Annotated in this window: 22 protein-coding genes and 1 other RNA gene; 12 read left to right on the top strand and 11 right to left on the bottom strand. The window is 72.9% G+C overall.

Annotation, left to right across the window (positions count from 1 at the left end):
- Positions 1–119 precede the first annotated feature (119 nt).
- The 3 genes from R2B67_RS27080 to R2B67_RS27070 all read left to right on the top strand — a co-directional run bounded on the left by R2B67_RS27080 (position 120) and on the right by R2B67_RS27070 (position 2,534).
- Positions 120–875, top strand: a complete 756-nt coding sequence (locus tag R2B67_RS27080) for an SDR family oxidoreductase (RefSeq protein WP_317821699.1) — start codon at positions 120–122, stop codon at positions 873–875.
- Between the two features lie 152 nt (positions 876–1,027).
- Positions 1,028–1,507, top strand: coding sequence for a lamin tail domain-containing protein (locus tag R2B67_RS27075; protein WP_018511785.1), 480 nt, complete (start codon positions 1,028–1,030; stop codon positions 1,505–1,507).
- A gap of 142 nt (positions 1,508–1,649) precedes the next feature.
- Entirely contained in the window at positions 1,650–2,534 is an 885-nt protein-coding gene (locus R2B67_RS27070; RefSeq protein WP_317821697.1) for a PhzF family protein, read from the top strand.
- Positions 2,535–2,571: 37 nt separating this feature from the next.
- Here R2B67_RS27070 and R2B67_RS27065 read toward each other — a convergent pair whose 3' ends face one another.
- A complete protein-coding gene (locus tag R2B67_RS27065) occupies positions 2,572–3,600 on the bottom strand; it encodes a hypothetical protein (RefSeq protein WP_317821696.1) in 1,029 nt (342 codons plus the stop codon).
- A gap of 152 nt (positions 3,601–3,752) precedes the next feature.
- Here R2B67_RS27065 and R2B67_RS27060 point away from each other — a divergent pair, with 152 nt between their 5' ends.
- The 3 genes from R2B67_RS27060 (at position 3,753) to R2B67_RS27050 (ending at position 6,980) form a co-directional block, all read left to right on the top strand.
- A complete protein-coding gene (locus tag R2B67_RS27060) occupies positions 3,753–4,535 on the top strand; it encodes a GNAT family N-acetyltransferase (protein WP_317821695.1) in 783 nt (260 codons plus the stop codon).
- A 76-nt stretch (positions 4,536–4,611) separates the two neighbouring features.
- A complete protein-coding gene (locus R2B67_RS27055) occupies positions 4,612–5,514 on the top strand; it encodes a glycosyltransferase family 2 protein (protein ID WP_317821693.1) in 903 nt (300 codons plus the stop codon).
- Between the two features lie 317 nt (positions 5,515–5,831).
- Positions 5,832–6,980, top strand: a complete 1,149-nt coding sequence (locus R2B67_RS27050) for a Fic family protein (RefSeq protein ID WP_317821692.1) — start codon at positions 5,832–5,834, stop codon at positions 6,978–6,980.
- 86 nt (positions 6,981–7,066) lie between these two features.
- Here R2B67_RS27050 and rnpB read toward each other — a convergent pair.
- An RNA gene (gene rnpB / locus R2B67_RS27045) (RNase P RNA component class A) lies at positions 7,067–7,475 on the bottom strand.
- Positions 7,476–7,514: 39 nt separating this feature from the next.
- Positions 7,515–8,084, bottom strand: coding sequence for a Uma2 family endonuclease (locus R2B67_RS27040; protein ID WP_317824964.1), 570 nt, complete (start codon positions 8,082–8,084; stop codon positions 7,515–7,517).
- Between the two features lie 173 nt (positions 8,085–8,257).
- On the opposite strand from R2B67_RS27040, the gene R2B67_RS27035 reads away from it, so the two are divergent.
- Together R2B67_RS27035 and R2B67_RS27030 are read left to right on the top strand one after the other, a co-directional pair.
- Positions 8,258–9,013, top strand: a complete 756-nt coding sequence (locus tag R2B67_RS27035) for a MerR family transcriptional regulator (protein WP_317821690.1) — start codon at positions 8,258–8,260, stop codon at positions 9,011–9,013.
- On the top strand, positions 9,010–9,921 hold the full coding sequence (locus R2B67_RS27030) for a hypothetical protein (protein WP_317821688.1): 912 nt from the start codon (positions 9,010–9,012) through the stop codon (positions 9,919–9,921). The genes R2B67_RS27035 and R2B67_RS27030 overlap by 4 nt, the downstream gene beginning before the upstream one ends.
- On the opposite strand, the gene R2B67_RS27025 is transcribed toward R2B67_RS27030, so the two are convergent.
- A complete protein-coding gene (locus tag R2B67_RS27025; RefSeq protein ID WP_317821687.1) occupies positions 9,872–11,320 on the bottom strand; it encodes an RNB domain-containing ribonuclease in 1,449 nt (482 codons plus the stop codon). The genes R2B67_RS27030 and R2B67_RS27025 overlap by 50 nt on opposite strands.
- A 218-nt stretch (positions 11,321–11,538) precedes the next feature.
- Here R2B67_RS27025 and yaaA point away from each other — a divergent pair, with 218 nt between their 5' ends.
- On the top strand, positions 11,539–12,339 hold the full coding sequence (yaaA, locus tag R2B67_RS27020; RefSeq protein WP_317821686.1) for a peroxide stress protein YaaA: 801 nt from the start codon (positions 11,539–11,541) through the stop codon (positions 12,337–12,339).
- Positions 12,340–12,423: 84 nt separating this feature from the next.
- Entirely contained in the window at positions 12,424–13,083 is a 660-nt protein-coding gene (eda, locus tag R2B67_RS27015; RefSeq protein ID WP_317821685.1) for a bifunctional 4-hydroxy-2-oxoglutarate aldolase/2-dehydro-3-deoxy-phosphogluconate aldolase, read from the top strand.
- A 27-nt stretch (positions 13,084–13,110) separates the two neighbouring features.
- Here the strand turns inward: eda and R2B67_RS27010 are convergent, their stop codons facing one another.
- The 5 genes from R2B67_RS27010 to R2B67_RS26990 form a co-directional block, all read right to left on the bottom strand.
- Entirely contained in the window at positions 13,111–13,905 is a 795-nt protein-coding gene (locus R2B67_RS27010) for a sulfite exporter TauE/SafE family protein (protein ID WP_317821683.1), read from the bottom strand.
- 18 nt (positions 13,906–13,923) lie between these two features.
- Positions 13,924–15,273: a bifunctional RNase H/acid phosphatase gene (locus R2B67_RS27005; RefSeq protein WP_317821681.1), complete on the bottom strand. Its 1,350-nt coding sequence runs from the start codon at positions 15,271–15,273 to the stop codon at positions 13,924–13,926.
- Complete coding sequence (locus R2B67_RS27000) at positions 15,273–16,016, bottom strand: zinc ribbon domain-containing protein (protein ID WP_199784477.1); 744 nt, start codon at positions 16,014–16,016, stop codon at positions 15,273–15,275. The genes R2B67_RS27005 and R2B67_RS27000 overlap by 1 nt, the downstream gene beginning before the upstream one ends.
- A complete protein-coding gene (locus R2B67_RS26995; RefSeq protein ID WP_317821680.1) occupies positions 16,013–16,849 on the bottom strand; it encodes a Nif3-like dinuclear metal center hexameric protein in 837 nt (278 codons plus the stop codon). Before R2B67_RS26995 ends, R2B67_RS27000 begins: the two co-directional genes overlap by 4 nt.
- Before the next feature lie 190 nt (positions 16,850–17,039).
- Positions 17,040–18,077: an ABC transporter substrate-binding protein gene (locus R2B67_RS26990; RefSeq protein WP_317821679.1), complete on the bottom strand. Its 1,038-nt coding sequence runs from the start codon at positions 18,075–18,077 to the stop codon at positions 17,040–17,042.
- A 212-nt stretch (positions 18,078–18,289) separates the two neighbouring features.
- On the opposite strand from R2B67_RS26990, the gene R2B67_RS26985 reads away from it, so the two are divergent.
- Both R2B67_RS26985 and R2B67_RS26980 read left to right on the top strand, forming a co-directional pair.
- Positions 18,290–19,666, top strand: a complete 1,377-nt coding sequence (locus R2B67_RS26985; protein WP_317821677.1) for a hypothetical protein — start codon at positions 18,290–18,292, stop codon at positions 19,664–19,666.
- 111 nt (positions 19,667–19,777) lie between these two features.
- Positions 19,778–19,951, top strand: a complete 174-nt coding sequence (locus R2B67_RS26980; protein WP_199784474.1) for a hypothetical protein — start codon at positions 19,778–19,780, stop codon at positions 19,949–19,951.
- Positions 19,952–20,039: 88 nt separating this feature from the next.
- Here R2B67_RS26980 and R2B67_RS26975 read toward each other — a convergent pair whose 3' ends face one another.
- Both R2B67_RS26975 and R2B67_RS26970 read right to left on the bottom strand, forming a co-directional pair.
- The gene (locus R2B67_RS26975) at positions 20,040–20,987 is read right to left on the bottom strand and encodes a 3-oxoacyl-ACP reductase (RefSeq protein ID WP_317821676.1); all 948 of its coding nucleotides are present in this window, start codon (positions 20,985–20,987) and stop codon (positions 20,040–20,042) included.
- A gap of 34 nt (positions 20,988–21,021) precedes the next feature.
- On the bottom strand, positions 21,022–22,098 hold the full coding sequence (locus R2B67_RS26970; RefSeq protein WP_317821674.1) for a Zn-dependent alcohol dehydrogenase: 1,077 nt from the start codon (positions 22,096–22,098) through the stop codon (positions 21,022–21,024).
- Between the last annotated feature and the right edge of the window lie 10 nt (positions 22,099–22,108).

Raw genomic sequence — 22,108 nt, 5'->3', positions numbered from 1 at the left:
TCGGAATCCAGCGCACCGCCGGCGCACGACGCGCCGTTGTCGCGTGCACAACATCCGCATGGCGGGTCGATGAGCACCGCGTGCCCTGTGCACCGACCTCTCCCGTACGCTGCCGGGCCATGAACACTGATCAACGAGTCGCTGTGGTCACGGGTGCCGGTTCGGGAATCGGGCGGGCCGTCGCGCTCGCCCTGGCGAGCGCGGGGTGGTCGCTCGCGCTGGCGGGGCGGCGGGCGGAACCGCTGGCGGAGACGGCCGCCACGGCCGGAGCCCCGGACGCGCTGTGCGTCACCACGGACGTGACCGACGAGGACGAGGTCGGCGCGCTCTTCGCCGCCGTACGGGAGCGGTTCGGCCGGCTGGACCTGCTGTTCAACAACGCGGGCACCTTCGGCCCCGGCGGCGTACCGCTGGAGGACCTAGCGGCGGCGGACTGGCGGGCGGTGGTGGACGTGAACCTGACGGGGGCGTTCCTCTGCGCGCAGGCGGCGTACCGGCTGATGAAGGAGCAGGACCCGCAGGGCGGCCGGATCATCAACAACGGCTCCATCTCCGCCCACGCGCCGCGCCCGAACTCGGTCGCCTACACAGCGACCAAGCACGCGATCACCGGGCTGACGAAGTCGCTGTCGCTGGACGGGCGCCCGTACCGGATCGCCTGCGGCCAGATCGACATCGGCAACGCGGCGACCGAGATGACCGAGCGGATGCAGACCGGCATCCTCCAGGCGAACGGTGAGCTGGCGGTGGAACCGGTGATGGCGGCGGCCGATGTGGCGCGGACCGTAGTGCACATGGCGGAGCTGCCGCTGGAGGCGAACATCCCGTTCCTGACGGTGATGGCGACGAACATGCCGTACGTGGGACGGGGGTGAGGGGGACGCTTCGGATGTGATCACTTCTGCACGAACACGACTTCGGTGGACCGACTTTGCCGATTTCCTCACTCCCGGGTGAGGAAGCGCGCACTGACCGTATGATCACATCTCGTTACACCTTCACCTGGACGACACAGAAGGAACACCGCATGCGCATACGCACCGCTGCGCCGATCGCCCTGGCCGCCGCCACCGCCCTGGCCGGCTCGCTCCTCGCCACGGCGGCACCGGCCACGGCGGCCGCCCACCAGGGCGGGCTGCACTTCGGCACCATCCAGTACGACGGTCCCGGCAAGGACGACCGGTCGAAGAAGTCGCTCAACGCCGAGTGGGTGAACATCCACAACAACGGCAAGAAGAAGGTCCAGCTCAAGGGCTACAAGGTGAAGGACAACACCGGCTACACCTACACCTTCGGCAGCTACACGATCGGCGCGGGCAAGACCGTCAAGGTCCGCACCGGCAAGGGCAAGAACGTCGCGGGCACCGTGCACTGGAACCGGGGCTCGTACGTCTGGAACAACACCGGCGACAAGGCCCGGCTGATCAAGCCGAACGGCAAGCTCCAGGACTCCTGCTCCTGGGGGAAGTCGACGCCGAAGAACAAGGGCGTCAAGAACTGCCACTGACCGGTCGCTGAACCGGTCGCCGCACCGGTCGCTGAACCGGTCGCCGTGCTGGTGGGGCTGCCGCGGTCCGGGGGGCTGCGGCAGCCGTACGGCGAGGAGCCCGGCGGGAATGCCGGGAGCGGCGGCAGAGTTGGACAGCTCCATGACACCTGATCATGGTCACGGCACCGGCCACCGCCCCGGCCACCGCCCCGAGATCCTGCGCTACACCGCCTTCTCCGCCGACCCCGAGGGCGGAAACCCGGCGGGGGTCGTCCTGGACGCGTCGGGGCTGGACGAGGAGCGGATGCTCGCCGTCGCGGCGGAGCTGGGCTACAGCGAGACGGCGTTCCTCACCGAGCGGACCGGCGAAGGCGCGTACACCATCCGCTACTTCAGCCCCAAGGCCGAGGTGCCGTTCTGCGGCCACGCCACGGTCGCCACCGCCGTCGCGCTGGCCGAGCGGGACGGACCGGGCGCGCTGGAGTTCGCCACGGCCGCGGGCCAGGTGCCGGTCACCGTCGTCCGGGAGGGCGGCGAGCTGCGGGCCACCCTGACCAGCGTGGTCCCCCAGGTCACGGAGATCGGCACGGCGGACCTCGCGGAGGCGCTGGCGGCCCTGGACTGGCCGGCCGCCGATCTCGACCCCGCCCTGCCGCCCCGGATCGCCTACGCGGGCGCCCGCCACCTGGTGCTGGCCGCCGCGACCCGTGAGCGGCTCGCGGACCTGGCCTACGACTTCGCCCGGCTGGAGGCGCTGATGCGCCGGCTCGACCTGACGACCCTGCAACTGGTGTGGCGCGAGGCGCCGGAGGTCTTCCACGTCCGGGACCCGTTCCCGGTGGGCGGGGTGGTCGAGGACCCGGCGACGGGGGCGGCGGCGGCCGCGTTCGGCGCGTACGTACGGGAACTGGGGCTCGTCCCGGAGGCCGCTGTCCTGACCCTGCACCAGGGCGTGGACATGGGCCGCCCCGGCACCCTCACGGTGGAGCTGCGCGCCGGGGACGACCGGGTCCGGGTGAGCGGCACGGGAACCAGGATCGGCTGATCCGCTGATCGGCTGATCCGTACGGAACGGGCCAGGGTCAGCCGGTGAGCTCCTTGGCCGGGAAGACATGGGCGAACCAGCGCTCCGTCTCCTCCGGTTCGAGGGCGCGTTCCAGGATGACGTCCCCGCGCATGCCCGGGAAGAAGCGGCCCGCGGGCCAGGACCGCCGGTAGGACGGCTCGTCCAGCACCAGCAGGCGTACGCCGTCGACCACGGGGATGTCCGCCGGGGCGCCCTCGTTCCAGAGCCGGCCGCCGTCCGGGGCGGTCAGGTCGAAGGAGCCCACGGTGTCCACCTGGCCCGGGGTCTCCCGGCAGACGGCGACCTCCTGCGGCGAGGGGGCGTGGCCCTCCACATGGCCGCCGCCTATGAGCGCGTCGGCGAGCAGGGTGTGCAGCTGGAAGTTGTCGCCGATGCCGAAGAACCGCAGGGCGTAGCCGGTGCCGGTGGTCCGGTGGAGGGCGACGAGCGGTTCGTCGTCCAGCACCCGGAGGGCGTGGCCGAGGGACCGGAACTGCCGTCCGGACGCCTGCTCCACGGCGGTGAGCAGCCGCAGCAGCTCATCCCGGTCGCCGCCGCCGACCCCGGCACGTACGGCCCGGTGGTTCAGCAGCGCCACGGCCGCCATCTCCCACTGGGGCAGCGTCCACCAGCCGACCGCCGCGTCGAACCCCGTCCGCTCGACGATCTCCTCGCCCGGCTCGCCCGCGTCCGGTACGGGGAACGGGCCGCCGCCGGTCGCCGCCCACGCCTCGGCGAAGGCGGCGGCGGCCTCAAGTGCCGCCCGCAGCCCGGCCCGTACGCCAGGGGCGCAGCGCTCGGCGTCCGCGCCGCGCTCCACGCAGGCCCCGACGAGGACGGCGACGACGGCACGGGGGCCGGGCGGGACCTGCTCCAGTACGGCGGCGAGGCGCGGCCCGCCGTCCAGCAGATCCGCCTCCTTGGCCTGCCCGAAGGTCTCCTGCAGCCGGACGAACGCCTTGCCGGACCGTTTCGCGTCCTGGGCCACCACCGCGGCCTCGAAGTCCGCGACCGCTCCCCCGAACCCGGCCTTGCTGAATATCATTCCAGCACTTTATCGACGCCCCTCCGGGCACCGTGAAGCCGGTCGCCGCCCAGGGCCTCCGCGGCCCTCACCGGACGAATACCCCAGCCGGGACCGCCGCGGCCCTCACCAGCCGACGGGCGGAACCGGCCCGATAGCGGGAGGATGCGGACATGGCTGCCCCCGCGCCTGATCCCCAGCCCGGCCCCGACCCCGTACGCGACACGATCCCAGGCCCAGGTCCCGTACACGACACGCCCCCAGGAACCGGCCCGGGCCACGGCCCCGAACGCGACTCGCCCCCCGGCACCGCCCCCGACGCGGACGTCCGGTCCGGCACCGGCCCCGACGGCACCGACGCGGAGGCCCCGCCCCGCCCCGATCCGCTGACCGTCCCGAGCATGTCCGCGGGCCCGGACTTCGTCCTGCGTCCCTGGGAGATGAGCGACCTGCCCCTGATCCGCGAGGCCGCGCAGGACCCGTACATCCCCCTCATCACGACGGTCCCGTCCCGCTACTCGGACCGGGCCGCCGAGGAGTTCGTCCGCAGGCAGTGGGACCGGGCGGCCACGGGTGCCGGGTATCCGTTCGCCATCGTCCGCTCCCGGGACCGGCGCCCGGTGGGCGCCATCGGGCTCTGGCTGCGCGATCTGCCGGAGGGCCGGGCATCGATCGGGTACTGGATGGTCCCCTACGGGCGCGGCCAGGGCGTCACCCGCGCCGCGTTGCGTACGGTGACGGGCTGGGCCCTGCGCGACCTCGGCATCCCCCGCCTCCAGCTCTTCATCGAGCCCTGGAACACCGCGTCCGCCCGGATCGCCGTGGATGTCGGCTACCGGCACGAGGGGCTGCTGCGCGGCTGGCAGCAGGTGGGCGACGAGCGCCGGGACATGGCCGTGTACGGGCTCCTGAACAGCGACGGGCCGGTGGATGGCCGGGCGGTGGCCTCGAACTGAACACCGAGGCGTTACGATCGCGGGCACCGCCGCCGACCGGCAACCGCACGGCAGCCGAGCTCCAGGAGTACCGAACTTGTCCGCACCACGCATCGGCGTATCCATCGTGACCATGGGGGACCGCCCGCAGGCGGTCGAGGCGCTGCTGGCGTCGGTCGCCATGCAGGACGTCCGGCCCACCCGGCTCGTGATCATCGGCAACGGGACGGAGCTGCCGGACTACACCGCCACCCCCGGCCTGGAGGACCTCGACGGCGGGGTGACCACCATCGAGCTGCCGGAGAACCTGGGCTGCCCGGGCGGCCGGAACGAGGGGCTGCGCCGGTTCGCCGAGATCGGTGACGTGGACGTGGTCATCGAGCTGGACGACGACGGGCTCCTGGTCGACAAGGACGTCTTCCGGCGGGTCCAGGACCACTTCGCCGCCGACGACCGGCTCGGCATCGTCGGCTTCCGGATCGCCGACGAGACCGGCGAGACCCAGCGCCGCCATGTGCCCCGGTTGCGGGCGGGCGACCCGATGCGGGGCGGTCCGGTGACGGCCTTCCTCGGCGGCGGCCACGCGTTCTCCATGAAGATGCTGGCGCAGACGGGTCTGTGGCCCGCGGAGTTCTTCTTCACCCACGAGGAGACGGACCTCGCCTGGCGGGCGCTGGATGCCGGCTGGAAGGTGGAGTACGACCCCGAGCTGCTGCTCCAGCACCCGAAGACGAGCCCGGCCCGGCACGCGGTCTACTACCGGATGACGGCCCGCAACCGCGTCTGGCTCGCCCGCCGCAACCTGCCCCTCCCCCTGGTCCCGGCCTACCTGGGCACCTGGACCCTGCTCACCCTGGCCCGCACCCGCGACGCCAAGGGCCTGCGCGCCTGGGCGGGCGGCTTCGCGGAGGGGGTACGCACCCCGTGCGGCGAGCGGCACCCGATGCGCTGGTCGACGGTGTGGCGGATGACGCGGCTGGGCCGCCCGCCGATCATCTGACCTGCCGCCGGGGCGGGCTCACGGGCCGGCCGTGGCCGGGCGTGTCCGTACGTCGTACGCGTTTTCCGTCATGCGCATCACTCCTGCTCTCCGTGCCGCCTGTCCTCCCCCGTGCCGGTGGGGAACAATGACCCCGCGCAGCAGATCGCTACGAGGCGGGGCAGTGCAACTGCCAGCAGTACGTGGGCCCGCAGCCGCTCTCGCAGGTGTACGCGGAGGAACTGACGGACCGCTGGCCGACGGAGCCGCCGACCACCGCGCAGTAGGCCCCCTCACCAGCCTTCGACAGAATGACGCCGTTTGGGTATCATTACGTCATGCTGTACGGAACGCCGCACCTCTCCCCCGCCGACCACCGCGTCCTGGCCGAGGTCGCCGACATGCGCAGCACGCTGCGCCACTCCGTGCAGCAGGCCCCCACCAAATGGACCCTCGATCTGCGACGCCATTTGACCGCCTCGGCGATCGCCGCGTCCAACACCATCGAGGGCTATGAGGTCGATGCCCGCGACGTCGCCGACCTCATGGATGACGCGCAGGAGAAGGTGGACGTCACCGAGGCGAACCGTGCGGAGACCGTCGCCTATCAGCAGGCCATGTCCTACATCCAGTCACTGCACGACGCCCCCGATTTCCAGTACAGCAAGGGCCTGCTCAACGCCCTGCACTGGATGCTGCAGGGCCACCACCACCCTCGCAAGCTTGCGGGCCAGTGGCGGCGGGGACCGGTGTTCATCACCGCCGTCGGCGACCCCCACGCCACGGAGTACGAGGGCCCGCACGAAGACGACGTGGCCGCACTGATGGGCGAGTTGGTGGACTGGCTCAACACCGGTGACACCGACTCCGACCCACTCGTCCGCGCCGCGATGGCCCACTTCAACCTCGTCAAGATCCACCCGTGGGCCGAGGGGAACGGCCGCATGTCCCGCTCCTTGCAGACTTTCCTGATCGCCCGAGAAGGTGTTCTCGCCCCTGAGTTCTCCTCCATCGAGGCCTGGTTGGGGATGCCCGGTCACACCTGGGACTACTACCGGGTGCTCCGCGAGGTCGGCGGCCCCGTCTACAGCCCGAAGCGGGACACCGCCCCGTGGATACGGTTCAACCTGCGCGCCTATCACGAGCAGACCCAGAGTGTGCAGCACCGCGTGAACCGCTCCAACAGGTGCTGGATCCAGCTCGATGAGCAGCGGGACGTGCTCGGCGCCACCGAACGCCAGATCACCGCCCTGCACGAAGTCGCCATGACCGGCCGGGTCCGCCGCTCCCGCTACGAGAAGGCGGAGGGAATCAGCGAGCAACAAGCCCAACGCGATATGCAGCACCTCATGCGCCGGGATCTGCTGACCCCGGTCGGTAATACCAAAGGCCGCTACTACGTGCCCGGCTCCAGTTACCCGCAGGACGTTCTGGCCACAGCCTCCGCCCGTCACACGATCCGCGACCCCTACGAGGGCGTCTCCTAGCCTCATGGGCGGGTTGACCAGAGTCCGCCCATTTACCCAAAAGGGTCCTCTGAACAGCGCATTTGCTGTTCAGAGGACCCTTCGGCAGAACGAGCCGGCCTCTACGCCGGGTTCTGTCGCCCGGTCGCCTCACGGCGGCCGGGGAGACGGCCATCCATCTAGGACCGGCATTGCTGCCGGCCTCGTGCGGTCTACCCGTGAACTCGGGCGAGCAGCCCTCGAACGTTCACGCAGGGCCGTCCCATTCCTGGAAACGCCCCCTCTTGACCTTGCTCCGGGTGGGGTTTACCTAGCCGCCTGAGTCACCTCAGGCGCTGGTGGTCTCTTACACCACCGTTTCACCCTTACCCGGGGCCGAAGCCCCGGGCGGTCTGTTTTCTGTGGCACTGTCCCGCGGGTCACCCCGGGTGGCCGTTAGCCACCACCCTGCCCTGTGGAGCCCGGACGTTCCTCGGGAGGATCCGAGGATCCCCACGCGGCCGTCCGGCCGACTCGTCTGCCGTATCCGCCATCCTACCGGGCCGTATCGGCAGCTCAGCCGAAGTCCCCGGTCTCCAGGTCGAAGGCGAAGGGCTCGGGGAGCGGGAGCGGCTTGCCGTACGGGATCGTGAGGTGCTGGCGGTAGTCGGCGTCCTCCGGGTCGCTGAAGAGCGTCACCGAGCCCTCGTCCCGGTCGATGAGCAGGTACAGCGGGATGCCGCCGCGCGCGTAGCAGCGGCGCTTGGCCTCGCGGTCGGCCTGGGGCTTGGTGGACGTCACCTCCACCACCAGGGCGATGCCTTCGCAGGGCATCCAGGGGTCGGCGCCGCGGAACAGCCGACGCCCGGTCGCCGCGAAGGTGCCGTCGGGGATGGCGTGGTTCTTGGGGCAGCCGCCACCACTGGGAAGCTTCAGCCCCTTGTTCCCGGAGAAGTCCATGTCGGTGCGGGACTTCCTCAGCACCTGCTTCAGGACCACATTGATGTAGTCCTCGTGGTCCCCGTCCGGCGGCGGCGTCACGACAATCTCCCCCTCGATCAGTTCCGCCCGGAAGCCTTCCGGTGTGTCCAGGGCCAGGAAGCCTTCCAGAAGGACTTCCGCCTGCGTGAGCGGCTCGTGCGCCATGGCAGTCATGTCACGCCCCTTCCTCGGTCGCTCGCCAGACTGGGACATCGGGGGACCAGCCGTCCGTGAGATGGGAGTTCTTCCCCCGATCGTGGCACAAGTCCACGGAGAGGGGGCGGAGGCGGCGGAACCGCGCTTGACCTTGCCGCAGCGTCAGGGTTTCTACTGGCCGCATGCGTATCGGAGAGATCGCCGCGCTCGTCGGAGTCACTTCCCGGGCCGTTCGGCACTACCACCACATCGGGCTGCTGCCCGAGCCCGCCCGGCGGGCCAACGGGTATCGGGCCTACACCGTCCGCGATGTCGTGCTGCTGGCCCGGATCCGGCGGCTGACCGAGATCGGGCTCTCGCTGGACGAGGTGCGGGACGTGCTGGCGGATGACGCGGGGCGGGAGCTGGTCGAGGTGCTCGGGGAGCTGGACGCGGATCTGGCGCGGCAGGAGCGGGAGATCCGGGAGCGGCGGGAGGTGCTGGCGGCGTTGCTGGAGGCGCCGCCGACCTCGGACGGGCCGCTCTCGCCCGCCCTGGCCGCGCTCCTGGAGAGTGCGCCCGCCACCGGGTCGCCGGCCGCGGCGAAGGACCGGGAGCATCTGGCGTTGCTGGACACGGCGGGCGGCGGGGCCGGGGCCGAGCTGTACGCGGCGCTGCGGCCGCTGGCCGAGGCCCCCGGTGTCGGCGCGCTGTACGAGCGGCTGGACGAGCTGGCCGGGGCCGGGGTGGACGATCCGCGGATCGCGCCCCTGGCGGCCGAGCTGGTGGCCGCCGTACCGGACGAGGTGCTGGCGATGATCCCGGACGGGGAGCCGTCGCCGACGGGGTTCGGGCGGGTGCTGCTGGAGGACTATCCGCCCGCGCAGCGCGAGGTGGTGCGCCGGGTGATGGAAGCGCTGGCCGTCCGGGTCCGCGCTACGCGAGGGAGGTCGGTGTGAGAGGCATAGCTCTGCGGGCGGCTCGGGCCGCCTTGTGGGTGGTGCTGCCCGCCGAACTGGCGTTGGCGGTCTGCCTGGTGGGCGGGGTACGGATCACCGGGGCGGTCCTGCTGGCGGCCGAGGCGCTCGTCCTGGGCGTGCTCGCGCTGGAGGCCGCCGTGTTGTGGCCGCTGTACACGGCCCGGCGGCGGGCCGGCGACGGGCGGCGGGCGGCCGCGCTGTCGGCGGTGCGTGCCGTGGTTCCGGTGGCGGTGCGGCGGCTGGTGGTGCACGAGCTGCGGGCGCTGCACAGTCTGGGGGTGTGGGCCGTACGCCGTCGGCACCGGATCCCCGAGGGCGCGCTGCCCTTCTCGTACACCGAACCGCAGACCGGGACCATGTGGGCGTTCTTCTTCGCCTCCGTCCTGGAGACCGTGGTGCTGGCCCTGGTGATCCCCTGGCCGCTGGTCCACCTGATCCTGCTCGTGATCGGCGTGTACGGGACCGTGCTCATCGTCGCCCTGCACGCGGCCTGCGTGACCCGGCCGCATGTGGTGGGGGCCGACGGTTCGCTGCGGCTGCGTTACGGCGCCCTGTTCGACCTGCGTGTGCCCGCATCGCTCATCACCGCCGCCCGGGTGGAGCGGCGCTACGACGGCGGTGGGCTCGTGCGGGTCGGTGAGGACGGGGTCCTCGACCTGGCGGTGGGGAGCCAGACGACGGTGACCGTGGAGTTGGCGGAGCCGGTGGAGTTCGTCCGGCCGCTGGGGCGGCGCGGGTGCGCGCGCACGCTCCGGTTCCATGCGGACGATGCGCGGGCGGCCGTCGCGGCGCTCGGGCCGAAGCCGGCCACCCCCGTCACGCTCGCGCCGAGGCCGGTCACGCCGGAGCGAACAGCACCGTCTTCGACGCCGGGCCCGCCCGCGTGAGCCGGACCAGCAACCGCTCCCCCAACGGGAGCGGAGCCGTACCGCCCTCGATCCGGCCCACGATCGCCGGGTCCCGGAGGTGGACCGTGCCGGTGGTCGGGTTCCGGTCCCCGACATCGACCACGTACGCGTCGAACAGCTCGCCCACCCGGCCCTCCAGCAGCGCCGCCTCCACCAGGTCGACGCAGGCCCGCTCCACGGTGTTCGCGCGGCGCGTCCCCTCGGCCATCTCCGTCGGGAGCGCGGGGAGCGCCTCCCGTACCCACTCCGGGGGCTCCCTCCCCGCGGTGGCCTCCAGGCAGAGCTCGGAGGCGTACCGGTCGACCAGGCGGCGCAGCGGGGCCGTGCAGTGCGTGTAGAGGTCGGCGACGGCCGCGTGCACGGCGGGGTCGGGGAGGTCGCCGTGGTCGAAGGCGGTGTAGCCGGCGCCGCGCAGCAGGGTGGTGCACTCCTGGAGGAACGCCGCGTGGGTGCCCTTCCCCGGGTCGAGGGAGCGGACGACCTCCGCGTACGGGACGTGGTGCGGCCAGTCCATGCGCAGGGCGCGGGCGGAGCGCCGCAGCCGGGCGACGGCGCCGTCCGGGGCGATCGGCAGGGTGCGGAGGATGCCGGTGCCCGCCTCGGCCATCAGGTGGGCGGCGGCGATGCCGGTGAGGAGCGAGACCTGCGCGTTCCAGGCCTCGGCGGGGAGCGGGGCGCGGTAGGCCAGGCCGTAGGAGCCGTCGTGCTCGGTGATCTCCTGCTCGGGGACGTTCAGCGAGATGCCGCCGCGGGCCAGTTCCTGTTCCTCGCGCAGCCTCCCGATGTCCCGGAGCAGGGCGAGGGGTTCCTCGGCGGTGCCCGCGTCGATCTGCCGCTGGACGCCCGCGTAGTCGAGCTTCGCGCGGCTGCGGACCAGGGCCCGGGTCACGGCGGTGGCGACGGCCCGCCCGTCGCTGTCCAGGTCGATCCGCCAGAGCGCGGCCGGGCGGGTGGCGCCGGGGAGGAGGCTGGCAGCCCCCTCGGAGAGGACTGTGGGGTGGAGGGGGATGCGGCCGTCGGGGAAGTAGAGCGTGGTGACCCGGCGGTGGGCCTCGGCGTCGAGCGCGCCGCCCGGGCGGACGAAGGCGGCGACGTCCGCGATGGCGTAGTGCACCCGGTAGCCGCGCCCGTCCCGGCGGCGCTCCAGGTGCATGGCCTGGTCCAGGTCGGTGGAGGCGGGCGGGTCGATGGTGAGGAAGGGCAGGTCGGTGGCGTCCTCGTGGGCCGACAGGTCCGGGTCCCGCACGGCCGCCTCCGCCTCGGCCATCGCCTCGGCCGGGAAGCCGGCGGAGAGGTCGAGCTCGGTGCGCAGTGCGCGCAGCGCGGCCCCGAGCGAGCAGTCGGCCGCTCCGGTCATACGCAGATGGCGGCGGGGCATGGACCGAGCGTAGGCCGGGAGGGGGCGGGCGGCATCCGGGGCCGTGGGTGGCCGCGGCATGGCTGGCCAGGGCCGTGGGTGGCCGGGGCCGTGGCGGTCCTGGGGGGGGCTCGTTCCCGTACGAGGAGCCCGTACCCGCCCCCGTACCCTTACCGAGGACCCCGGAGTGCCCGCACGCGCGCCGGGACCGCTCGTCGTGCGTACGAAGGAGAACCGCCGTGCTCGTGCTGTTGCCGCCCTCCGAAGGAAAGGCCGCCTCGGGGCGCGGGGCTCCCCTGAAGCCGGAGTCCCTGTCGCTGCCGGGGCTCGCCGAGGCGCGGGCGGCGGTGCTGGAGGAGCTGGTCGAGCTGTGCCAGGCGGACGAGGAGAAGGCGCGCGAGGTGCTCGGGCTGAGCGTGGGGCTGCGGGGCGAGATCGGGAAGAACGCCGAGCTGCGGACCGCCGGGACCCGGCCGGCCGGGGAGCTGTACACGGGCGTCCTGTACGACGCCCTCGGCCTGGCCACCCTCGACGCGGACGCCCGTCGCCGCGCCGCGAAGTCGCTGCTGGTCTTCTCCGGGCTCTGGGGCGCGGTCCGGATCGGCGACCGGATTCCGCCGTACCGCTGCTCGATGGGCGTGAAGCTCCCCGGCCTCGGCGCGCTCGGCGCGTACTGGCGTACGCCCATGGAAGCCGTCATGCCCGAGGCCGCCGAGGGCGGGCTCGTCCTGGATCTCCGGTCGTCCGCCTACGCCGCGGCCTGGAAGCCGAAGGGTGAGGTGGCCGCGCGTACGGCGAGTGTGCGGGTGCTCCAGTCGCAGATCGTGGACGGCGTGGAGAAGCGGTCCGTCGTGAGCCACTTCAACAAGGCGACCAAGGGACGGATGGTCCGCGATCTGCTGTCGGCGGGGGCTCGGCCCAAGGGTCCGGCCGAGCTGGTGGACGCGTTGCGGGATCTCGGGTACGTGGTGGAGGCCGAGGCCCCTGCCCGGGCCGGGCGGCCGTGGTCGCTCGATGTGGTGGTGACCGAGATCCACTGAGATCCACCAAGACTCACCGAGTCCCATTGCATCCTCCGCAACGGGCGTTGCAGAGATCGCTCGTCGCGCGGCAGGATGGGGCCCATGACCTCCTCCCCCGCCTCGCCGCCGCCCGCCGCCCCCTCCGACACCTCCGTGCTGGACCTCGCCCCGGTCGTCCCCGTCGTCGTCCTGCACGACGCGGCCGACGCCGTGCCGCTGGCGCGGGCGCTGGTGGCGGGCGGGCTTCCGGCGATCGAGGTGACCCTGCGGACGGCGGCAGCGCTGGAGTCCATCCGGGCCATCGCCGCCGAGGTGCCGGGCGCGGTCGTCGGCGCGGGCACGGTCATCTCGCCGCAGCACGTACGGGACACCGTCGACGCGGGGGCCCGGTTCCTGGTCAGCCCGGGGTGGACGGATGCGCTGCTGGAGGCGATGAAGGAGTCCGGGGTGCCGTTCCTGCCCGGCGTCTCGACCACCTCCGAGGTGGTGGCCCTGCTGGAGCGCGGGGTGAGCGACATGAAGTTCTTCCCGGCCGAGGCCGCGGGCGGCACCGCCTACCTCAAGGCCCTCTCCGCCCCGCTCCCCCAGGCCCGCTTCTGCCCGACCGGCGGTATCTCGCTCGCCTCCGCCCCCTCGTACCTCGCTCTGCCGAACGTGGCGTGCGTGGGCGGCAGTTGGATGGTGCCGGGTGACGCGATCGCGGCGAAGGACTGGGACCGGGTGGCCCGGCTGGCGGCGGAGGCGGCGGCGCTCGGGGCGTAAGACCCTCAGCGTCGGAGCGTGAGAGCCTCAGCGCACGATCTGGATCGCGTACAGGCCGCCGATGCCCAGCGCCAGCACCCCCAGCAGCAGCCGCAACGCCGTCTCCGGCAGGCGTGGTTGGAGGCGCGCGCCGAGGTAGCCGCCGCAGAGGCCACCGAGGCCGCAGGCCAGGCCGAGCGACCAGTACGGGGCGATGTCGCCGGTCGCGGTGAGGGAGAGCAGGGCGTACGTCCCCGCTCCCACGACCGAGGTCACGAAGGTGGCGGCCAGCGCGGCCGGGGCCACCTTCGCGACCGGCATCCCGCGCCCGACCAGGATCGGGCCGAGGAGCGAGCCGCCGCCGATCCCGTAGATACCCCCGGCGACACCGACGGCCATGGCGAGGCGGGTGATGGTCCGGGGAGACACCTCCGACGGCTCGCGGGCGGCGGCGGTGTGCGCGGCGCGGTGCAGCGTACGGAGGCAGAGCCAGCCGCCCAGCGGGAGCAGCAGCACCGCGATCAGCAGCCGGAAGACCGAGGGGCCCGGCACCGCGAAGACCCGGATCACCGCGCCGACGACGACCCCGGGGACGGTGCCGAGGACCAGCAGCCGGGTCAGGGGCCCGCGCAGCCCGCCGCTCCTGTGGTGGCGCAGCAGGGCCCCGGGCCCGGCGACCACGTTGTAGAGCAGGTTCGTCGGGGTGACCGCCGGGCTGGGCACCCCGAGCACGCTGACCTGGACCGGCAGCAGGAACACCGCCCCCGACACCCCGACCGGGGCGGTCGTCACGGAGATCAGCAGCCCGGCGGCGAACCCGAGCAGCCCGGTCGGCCAGTCCATGCCGGGTCCTCGTTCCCGCTAGCGCAGGTGTGAGGTGTCGTTGAGCAGACGTACGGAGGCGTTGCCGTCCCCGTAGTACGCGACGGTCGAGATCGAGGCCGCCGACAGCTCCATCCGGAACATCGCCTTGGCCGGAGCCTCCAGCGCCAGCCGGACCAGCGTCTTGATCGGGGTCACGTGGGTGACGGCCAGGACCGTGCGGCCCGCGTACCGGGCGGTCAGGCGGTCCCGGGCGGCCGCGACCCGCTCGGCGACCTCCGCGAAGCTCTCGCCGCCGCCCGTCGGCGCGGCCTCGGGGTCCGCGAGCCAGGTGGTCAGGTCGTCCCCGTACCGCTCACGTACCTCGCCGAAGGTCAGCCCCTCCCACGCGCCGAAGTCCGTCTCGCGCAGGCCGTCCTCGATGCGGACGTCCAGGCCGAGGCGGTCGGCGACGGCCGCCGCCGTCTCGCGGCAGCGGCGCAGCGGTGAGCTGACGATCTCCTGGACGGTGCCGAGGGCGGCGAAGTGGGCGGCGGCCCGGGCGGCCTGGTCGCGGCCGGTGGCGGAGAGTTCGGGGTCGGTGCCGCCGCTGCCGGAGAACCGCTTCTCGGGGGTGAGCAGCGTCTCGCCGTGCCGGAGCAGGACGAAGGTGGCGGGGGCACCGAGATCGGGGGCGGCGGCCCAGCCGACCTTCGGGACGGCGGTGACGTCCGTGGGCTCGGGCTCTTCCGAAGCCGTGGCACCGGATCCGGCTCCGGCTCCGGAAGCAGCGGCACCTGCGTCGACCTCGAACAGCGTCCCGGCGTCCGACCCGCCCCGCGCGGCCGCCAGCGCCGCCCGCGCCCTCGCCGCTCCCGCCACCGCGTCGCCGGGCGGGCCCCGGTCGGGCAGCGGGGTGCGGGCGGGCGCGTCCAGCTCGGCCGTGGAGGCGGACGCCTCCCACTGCCGGCCGTCGCGGCCCGCGTCCATCGCCTCGTTGGCGAGCCGGTCCGCGTGCTTGTTCTGCGCGCGCGGGATCCACTCGTACGTGACGGAGGACGGCGGCAGGATCGCGGCGGCCCGGGCGGCCAGCGGCTTCATGTCGGGGTGCTTGATCTTCCAGCGCCCCGACATCTGCTCGACCACCAGCTTGGAGTCCATCCGGACGTGGACCTCCAGGTCCGGCCCGGCGGCCCCCGCGTCCGGGAAGAGCGCCTTCGCGGCCGTCAGACCGGCGATCAGGCCCCGGTACTCGGCGACGTTGTTGGTCGCGACGCCGATGTACTCGGCGGCCTCGGCGAGGGTCTCCCCGGTGGCCGCGTCGATGACGACGGCGCCGTAACCGGCGGGCCCCGGGTTGCCCCGGGAGCCGCCGTCGGCCTCGACCACCAGCCGGCGAACGGCGCTCATTACAGGCCCGACTCCGAGGTGCGGACCAGGATGCGGTGGCAGTTCTCGCAGCGCAGCACCGTGTCGGGGGACGCGGCCTTCACGTCGTTGACCTCGGTGATGTTCAGCTCCAGGCGGCAGCCCTCGCAGCGGCGCTGGTAGAGGCGGGCGGCGCCGACGCCGCCCTGCTGGGCGCGGAGCTTGTCGTACAGCTTCAGCAGGTCGGCGGGGATGACCTCGGCGACGACCTGGCGGTCCTTGGTCACCGTGGCGATCTCGGCGTCCAGCTCGGCGGTGGCGGCGTCCCGGCGGGCGGTGGCGTCGTCGACCTTGGCCTGGACGGCGGAGACCCGCTCGGTCAGCTCGGTGACCCGCTCCTGGGCGGCCTCGCGGCGCTCCATGATCTCCAGGACGACGTCCTCCAGGTCTCCCTGGCGCTTGGCGAGCGAGGTCAGCTCGCGCTGGAGGCTCTCCAGGTCCTTGGGCGAGGAGACCGCGCCGGAGTCCAGGCGCTGCTGGTCGCGGACGGCGCGCTGGCGCACCTGGTCGACGTCCTGCTCGGCCTTGGTCTGCTCGCGGGTGGTGTCGCTCTCCTCGGTGGTGGAGGCGACCAGCAGGTCACGCAGCTGGGCGAGGTCGTTGCTGAGCTGCTCGATCTCGGCGTGCTCCGGCAACGAGCGGCTCTTGTGGGAGAGCTGGGCGAGACGTACGTCGAGGGCCTGGACGTCGAGGAGTCGGATCTGGTCGGCGGGCGCGGCGTTCAGTTGGGGGCTCCAGAGGAATGGTGGGTGGTCCAGGGGTCGGTGACCTGCGTCGAGACATGGACCCGCAGGTCCCATCCGTGGCGGTCGGAAAGCGCGTCGAGCTGCGCGGCGGCCTGCTCGCACCAGGGCCACTCGGTGGCCCAGTGCGCGGCGTCGACCAGGCCGAGCGGCGAGTGCTGCACGGCCTCGGACGCCGGGTGGTGGCGCAGGTCGGCGGTGAGGAAGGCGTCGACGCCACAGGCTCGTACGGCGTCGAAGAGGCTGTCTCCGGAGCCGCCGCTGACGGCGACGGTGCGGACGAGCGCCTCCGGGTCGCCGGCGAGGCGGATGCCCTGCGCGGTGGCGGGGAGCCGGGCGGCGGCCCGGGTGGCGAAGGCGGCCAGGGTCTCGGGGTGGTCCAGCTCGCAGATCCGGCCGAGTCCGCGCCGCCCGTGGGGGTCGGTGGGGTCCGGTACGAGGGGTCCGGTGACGCGCAGGTCCAGGGCGCCGGCCAGGGCGTCGGAGACGCCGGGGTCGGCGGTGTCGGCGTTGGTGTGCGCGACGTGGAGCGCGATGCCGTGCTTGATGAGGGTGTGGACGACCTTGCCCTTGAAGGTGTCGGCGGCGACCGTCGTCGTCCCGCGCAGATAGAGCGGGTGGTGGGTGACGATCAGCTGGGCGCCGAGCTTCAGGGCCTCGTCGGCGATCGCGTGGACGGGGTCGACGGCGAACAGCACCCGGTCGACCTCGGCGTCCGGATCGCCGCAGACCGTGCCGACCGCGTCCCATCCCTCGGCCCGCTCGGGGGGCCAGAGGGCGTCGAGGGCGGCGATGACTTCAGACAGACGGGGCACGGGGGAAAGGCTACCTGTCCGGCGTGGTCCGCCGCCCCGGGCCGCCGGACCTGTACGCCAGGACCGGCGGCCGGACACGAATCGTTACTTCAACCCGCTCGCCCGGTCACTTCACCAGCTCCGCGCGGAGGTGACTACTTCACCAGGTCCGCGCGGAGGTGACTACTTGACCAGGTCCGCGCGGAGGTGACTACTTGACCAGGTCCGCGCGGAGGTCGTCGAGGACCAGGCCGGCGGCGGTGACGCCGAGGCCCAGGTACCAGGTCTCGTCGGAGACGTCCTTGGCCCGGCCCTCCTTCACCGCGTCGAGCTTCTTCCACAGCGGGTTGGCCTGCGCGGTGTCGCGCTGGGTCGCCTTGGCGTCGCCGTAGACGCCGGTGAAGATCCAGTCGGCGTCCGCCTCGTCGATGCGTTCCGGGCTGATCTCGGTGGCGAGGTCGTCGATCTGCTGGTTCTTCGGGCGGGGCAGGCCGACGTCCTCCAGGATCGTGCCGATGAACGACGCCTTGGCGTAGAGGCGGAGGCGGTCGGGCATGTAGCGGACCATCGAGACGGTCGGCTTGTCGGCGCCGATGTCCTCGCCGAGCTTCTCCGCCTTCGCCTGGTAGGCGGCCAGCGCCGAGTGGGCCCGCTCGGTGCGGTCCAGGGCGGCCGCGTTGAGGAGGTAGTTCTCCTTCCAGGTGAAGCCGGGCCGGATGGAGAACACCGTCGGGGCGATCTTGGACAGCTCGTCGTACTTGTCGGCCGCGCGCAGCTGGCTGCCGAGGATCAGGTCGGGCTTCAGGCCCGCAATGGCTTCCAGGTTGAGGCTGTTGATCGTGCCGACGCTCTTCGGGCTCCCCGCGCCCTTCTCCAGGTACGAGGGGATGGCCGCGTCGCCCTCGCTGGGCGCGTAGCCGACGGGCTTCAGGCCGAGCGAAACAACGTTGTCGAACTCGCCGACGTCGAGGACGACCACGCGCTTCGGGGCGGCCTTGATCTCGCTCTTCCCCATGGCATGGGTGACGGTACGGGGGAACTGGCCGGGCTCGGCCTCGGTGCCGTACGCCGCCGTCTTCTTCGCCGCGTCCGCGAAGTCCTTGCCGCCGGTGGCGACGGCCGCCTTCTTGTCACCGCCCGCGTCGGCCTTGCCCGTGTCCCCGCCGTCGCCGCTCCCGCAGGCCGAGAGGGAGAGGGCGGCCGCGACCGCCAGGGCGACTGCGGCGGTACCGCGGGGCCGGAGGGACATCGGTTGCTCCTGCTGGTGCGCGTACGTGCGTGGGGGCACGCCTGTTTGGTTAGGGCTGCCTCACCATAGGCGCGGCCATCTGCGCCAGCACACTCACCCCCTCCCGCTCAGGAGAATCCGGGCATCACCACCCTTATGTGTGAAGTGCGGTGGCTCGTGTTGTTCGGCTGGAAGTGCGAAAACTAGCTTTCGTAGCCGGAGGTGACGAGTCCATGACTGCCTGTGCCATCGAGGGCGGAACCGCCGGGGCCGCCACGACGGCGGATCCCGGCCCTGAAGAGTCCGGCGAGCCGGAGGAACCCGTCGGCGCGGAGTCCGCCGGGTTGGAGGGGACTGCCAGGCCGGAGCGGGCTGCCTGGCCGGAGGGGGCTGCGGAGGCGGAGGGGGCTGCCGGGCCGGAGGGGGCTGCCGGGGCGGCTCCGGCCGGGCCCGCCGCACCCTGGGCCGGCGCTCCCCGCGCCCCGGGGACGTTCACGCTGACCGCCGACGGCGCGTACGGGGCCCGGCTGACGGCGGCGCCCGGCGCCCCGGGCGAGCAGCGGGCCTGGTACCCGGAGCGCTGGACGCTGGACGGGCCCGAGCCCTACGCCGTACCGCTGCCGCTCCACCAGCCCGAGGAGCCGGACGCGCAGGTGGTGCCGCTGGCCGACGGGCGGGTGCTGATCCGGCGCCGGGTGGCGGACCGCCAGATGTTCTCGCTGCTCTACCCGACCGGGCCCGCCACCGGCGAACTGACCCTCGGCGCGGTCGAGTGCGACGGGATGACGCTGTTGCCTCCCTCGCCGGACGGCTCCAGCGTGTACGGCCTCTCGGCGGGCGACCACTCCTCCCTGCTGTGGCTGGTGGCCGGCGGCGCCTTCGGTCCTGAGCTGGTCGCGGAGATCCCCGGGCACTGCTCGGGCGGGGTCTGGCTGGACCGGGCGGGCCGGATGCTGGCCCTGGACCGGCAGCTGCCGGGCGGCGGGCCGGTCAAGGCGGTCGCCGTGGACCTGGAGCGGAACGGCGAGGTGACCCCACTGCTCCAGATCGCCCCTTCGAGCGACGACCGGCTGCTGCTGGCCGACCCGGACAGCGGGTTGCTGCTGATCCGCTCGGACGCGCCGGGCCACGACCGGCTCGGCTGGGGTGTCCTCGGCAGCTGTCTGCCCGTGCGTTTCCCGGAGTGCCTACGGCCGGCGGATGTGGCGGTGACCCCGTTCGCGGTGCAGCCGGGGCAGATGCTGATGCCGGAGAGCTGCGCCGTCGCCCTGCGCATCGACGGGGCGGCCGGAAGCTGGGTGGGGATCTGGCGTCCGCAGGGGCGGCGGCTGCACCAGCTCGCGGCGCCGGAGGGCTGGTCGGCGGGGGCCGGTTACTGGAGCCGGGACGGGGTGCTGCACCTGCCGTACGCGAACGCGGCGACGCCCTGCGCCGTGGCCCGGATCGAGGCCCCGGGCGACGACGGACCGCTCCCGGAGACCGGCGGGACGGACGGGACGGACGGCGATGCGAGCGGAACGGAACCGTCCGGCGCCGTCACCCCTCCTGTCGTGTGTAAGCCGGTTCCGTTGGGGCAGGCGCCTCTGCACCGGACAGCGTCACCTGACTAAACTCGGCGCCCGGCCACGCAGCCGCGGAACACAAAAACGTACGTGCGACGTACGACACAGGTAATGCGACACAGGTAACAGGTAAGCGATCACAACGGGGTGACTTCCCAGATGTCTGAAGCCCGAACCGACACGACCACGCCGCGCACGCCGGGGGGCGACGCGGAGGGGGCCGGGACCGGCGGTTCCGGAAAGCACCGAGGGGGTGCGTCGATGGAGAACACCTCGGTGCAGCCGCACGGGCGCCACCGCAGGCCCGCCCAGGAGGAATCCCGGGCGGCCTGAGCCGTAGCTGGCGCAGCAGCATGAGGTGGGCCCGGGTGCATACGGCGACGAACAGCCGTATGCACCCGGGCCCACCTTCTGTTTCCCCTTACTCCCGCTTGAGGCCGAGCACTTCGGCGGCCGCGAAGGTCTCGTTCGGCGGCCGGTCCGCGTAGTACGGGGTGATCAGCTCGTCCAGCTCGGCGAAGGTGAACGTCTCCTTCGCCGCGTCGAACTTGGCCGCCACCCTGGGCCGTTCGACGATCGCGACCATGCCCCCGTGGACGACGAGCAGCTGCCCGTTGACCCCCGCCGCGGCGGGTGAGGCGAGATAGCCGACGAGCGGGGAGACATGCTCGGGGGCCAGCGCGTCGAGCGTGCCGTCGGCCGGCTCCTGGAAGCCCGCGAACACGTCCTCGGTCATCCGGGTCCGGGCGCGCGGGCAGATGGCGTTGGCGGTGACGCCGTACTTGGCGAGGGCGAGCGCGGTGGAGGTGGTGAGGCCGACGATGCCGCCCTTGGCCGCCGCGTAGTTGGGCTGCCCGGCGGAGCCTGCGAGGTACGCCTCCGACGAGGTGTTGACGATCCGCCCGTAGACCGGGCCGCCGGTCTCCTTGGAGCGGGAGCGCCAGTGGGCGGCGGCGAAGTGGGTGGTGTTGAAGTGGCCCTTGAGGTGGACCCGGATGACCGCGTCCCACTCGTCCTCGCTCATCGAGAAGATCATCCGGTCCCGCAGGATGCCCGCGTTGTTGACCAGGATGTCGAGCTTTCCGTAGGCGGAGACCGCCAACTCCACCAGTTCTCGCGCCTGCTCGTGGTCGGAGACGTCTCCGAGGTGGGCGGTCGCCCGGCCGCCCGCCGCGCGGATCTCGGCGGCGACCTCCTCGGCGGGGGCGGCGGACGCCTCGCCCGAGCCGTCGCGGCCGGGCTGCCCGTAGTCGTTGACGACGACGGCGGCGCCGAGCCGGGCCAGTTCGAGGGCCTCGGCGCGGCCGAGACCTCGGCCGGCTCCGGTGACGATCGCGGACAGCCCGTCCAGCGGGAGGGGAAGTGACATGGCATTCCTCAACGTCGTTGCTCAGGGACCGGGTTCAGAGTTCGATGCAGGTACGCAGCGACTCCCCGGTCCGCATCTGGTCCAACGCGTCGTTGACCTCCTCCAGCCGGACCCGGTGGGTGATCATCGACTCCAGGTCGATCCGGCCCGCCCGCCAGAGCGCGATGGCCCGCTCGTAGGAGCGCAGCACGTCCCCGCCGCCGTACATCGAGGGGAGGATGCGCTTCTCGTCGAAGAACAGCTCGAACATGTTGACCTGGAAGTGGTCGTCCATCGCCCCGGCGCCGACGACGCAGAGGGTGCCGCCGCGCCGGGTGTGCTCGTAGGCGGTGCGGGCGGTGGCGGACTTGCCGACGACCTCGAAGACGTAGTCGAAGCCCTCGCCGCCGGTGATGCGCTGCTTGACGTCAGCCAGTTCGTCAGGGGCGACGGCCTCGGTGGCGCCGAAGCGGAGGGCGGCCTCGCGGCGGGAGGCGACCGGGTCGACGGCGATGATCTGGGCGGCGCCCTGGACGCGGGCGCCCTGGATGGTGGAGATGCCGACGCCGCCGCAGCCGATGACGGCAACCGACGAACCGGCCTCCACCTTGGCCGTGCTGATGGCCGCGCCGAGGCCGGTGGTGACCCCGCAGCCGATCAGGGCGGCGATGGCGAACGGGACGTCGTCGGGGATCGGCACCGCGCAGCCCGCGCCGACGACGACCTCCTCGGTGAAGGTGCCGGTGCCCGCGAAGCCGAAGACGTCGCCGCCGGGGCGCTTGAAGTTGGGGGTGCCCGCGTTCATGAAGCCCGCGAGGCAGAGCTGGGTCTGGCCGCGCTTGCAGGACGGACAGGCCCCGCAGGCGGGCAGCCAGCAGACGAGGACCCGGTCGCCGGCGCTGAGGCCGTTCACCCCGTCCCCGACGTCGACGACCTCGCCCGCGCCCTCGTGGCCGGGGATGAAGGGGGCGGGCTGCGGGAGGATGCCGCTCATCGCGGAGACATCGGAGTGGCAGAGGCCGGTGGCCCGGATGCGGAGCTTGACCTTTCCGGGGCCGAACCCCACCGCCTCGACGTCGTCGAGGACTTCCAGCTTCTCCTGGCCTATCTCGTGCAGTACGGCTGCGCGCATGGTTTCGGCT

Source organism: Streptomyces cyaneofuscatus (assembly GCF_033109485.1).
Taxonomy (GTDB): domain Bacteria; phylum Actinomycetota; class Actinomycetes; order Streptomycetales; family Streptomycetaceae; genus Streptomyces; species Streptomyces cyaneofuscatus.
This window is presented reverse-complemented; position numbering and strand designations above follow the sequence as displayed.

Coding starts and splice junctions, on each gene's coding strand:
- R2B67_RS27065 (WP_317821696.1), bottom strand. CDS start 3,600: ATGATATTCAGCAAGGCCGGGTTCGGGGGAGCGGTCGCGGACTTCGAG.
- R2B67_RS27070 (WP_317821697.1), top strand. CDS start 1,650: ATGACACCTGATCATGGTCACGGCACCGGCCACCGCCCCGGCCACCGC.
- R2B67_RS27025 (WP_317821687.1), bottom strand. CDS start 11,320: ATGCCCCGCCGCCATCTGCGTATGACCGGAGCGGCCGACTGCTCGCTC.
- R2B67_RS27010 (WP_317821683.1), bottom strand. CDS start 13,905: ATGGACTGGCCGACCGGGCTGCTCGGGTTCGCCGCCGGGCTGCTGATC.
- R2B67_RS26980 (WP_199784474.1), top strand. CDS start 19,778: ATGTCTGAAGCCCGAACCGACACGACCACGCCGCGCACGCCGGGGGGC.
- eda (WP_317821685.1), top strand. CDS start 12,424: ATGACCTCCTCCCCCGCCTCGCCGCCGCCCGCCGCCCCCTCCGACACC.
- R2B67_RS26985 (WP_317821677.1), top strand. CDS start 18,290: ATGACTGCCTGTGCCATCGAGGGCGGAACCGCCGGGGCCGCCACGACG.
- R2B67_RS27005 (WP_317821681.1), bottom strand. CDS start 15,273: ATGAGCGCCGTTCGCCGGCTGGTGGTCGAGGCCGACGGCGGCTCCCGG.
- R2B67_RS27075 (WP_018511785.1), top strand. CDS start 1,028: ATGCGCATACGCACCGCTGCGCCGATCGCCCTGGCCGCCGCCACCGCC.
- R2B67_RS26975 (WP_317821676.1), bottom strand. CDS start 20,987: ATGTCACTTCCCCTCCCGCTGGACGGGCTGTCCGCGATCGTCACCGGA.
- R2B67_RS27040 (WP_317824964.1), bottom strand. CDS start 8,084: ATGGCGCACGAGCCGCTCACGCAGGCGGAAGTCCTTCTGGAAGGCTTC.
- R2B67_RS26970 (WP_317821674.1), bottom strand. CDS start 22,098: ATGCGCGCAGCCGTACTGCACGAGATAGGCCAGGAGAAGCTGGAAGTC.
- R2B67_RS27060 (WP_317821695.1), top strand. CDS start 3,753: ATGGCTGCCCCCGCGCCTGATCCCCAGCCCGGCCCCGACCCCGTACGC.
- R2B67_RS27050 (WP_317821692.1), top strand. CDS start 5,832: ATGCTGTACGGAACGCCGCACCTCTCCCCCGCCGACCACCGCGTCCTG.
- R2B67_RS26990 (WP_317821679.1), bottom strand. CDS start 18,077: ATGTCCCTCCGGCCCCGCGGTACCGCCGCAGTCGCCCTGGCGGTCGCG.
- R2B67_RS27035 (WP_317821690.1), top strand. CDS start 8,258: ATGCGTATCGGAGAGATCGCCGCGCTCGTCGGAGTCACTTCCCGGGCC.
- R2B67_RS27080 (WP_317821699.1), top strand. CDS start 120: ATGAACACTGATCAACGAGTCGCTGTGGTCACGGGTGCCGGTTCGGGA.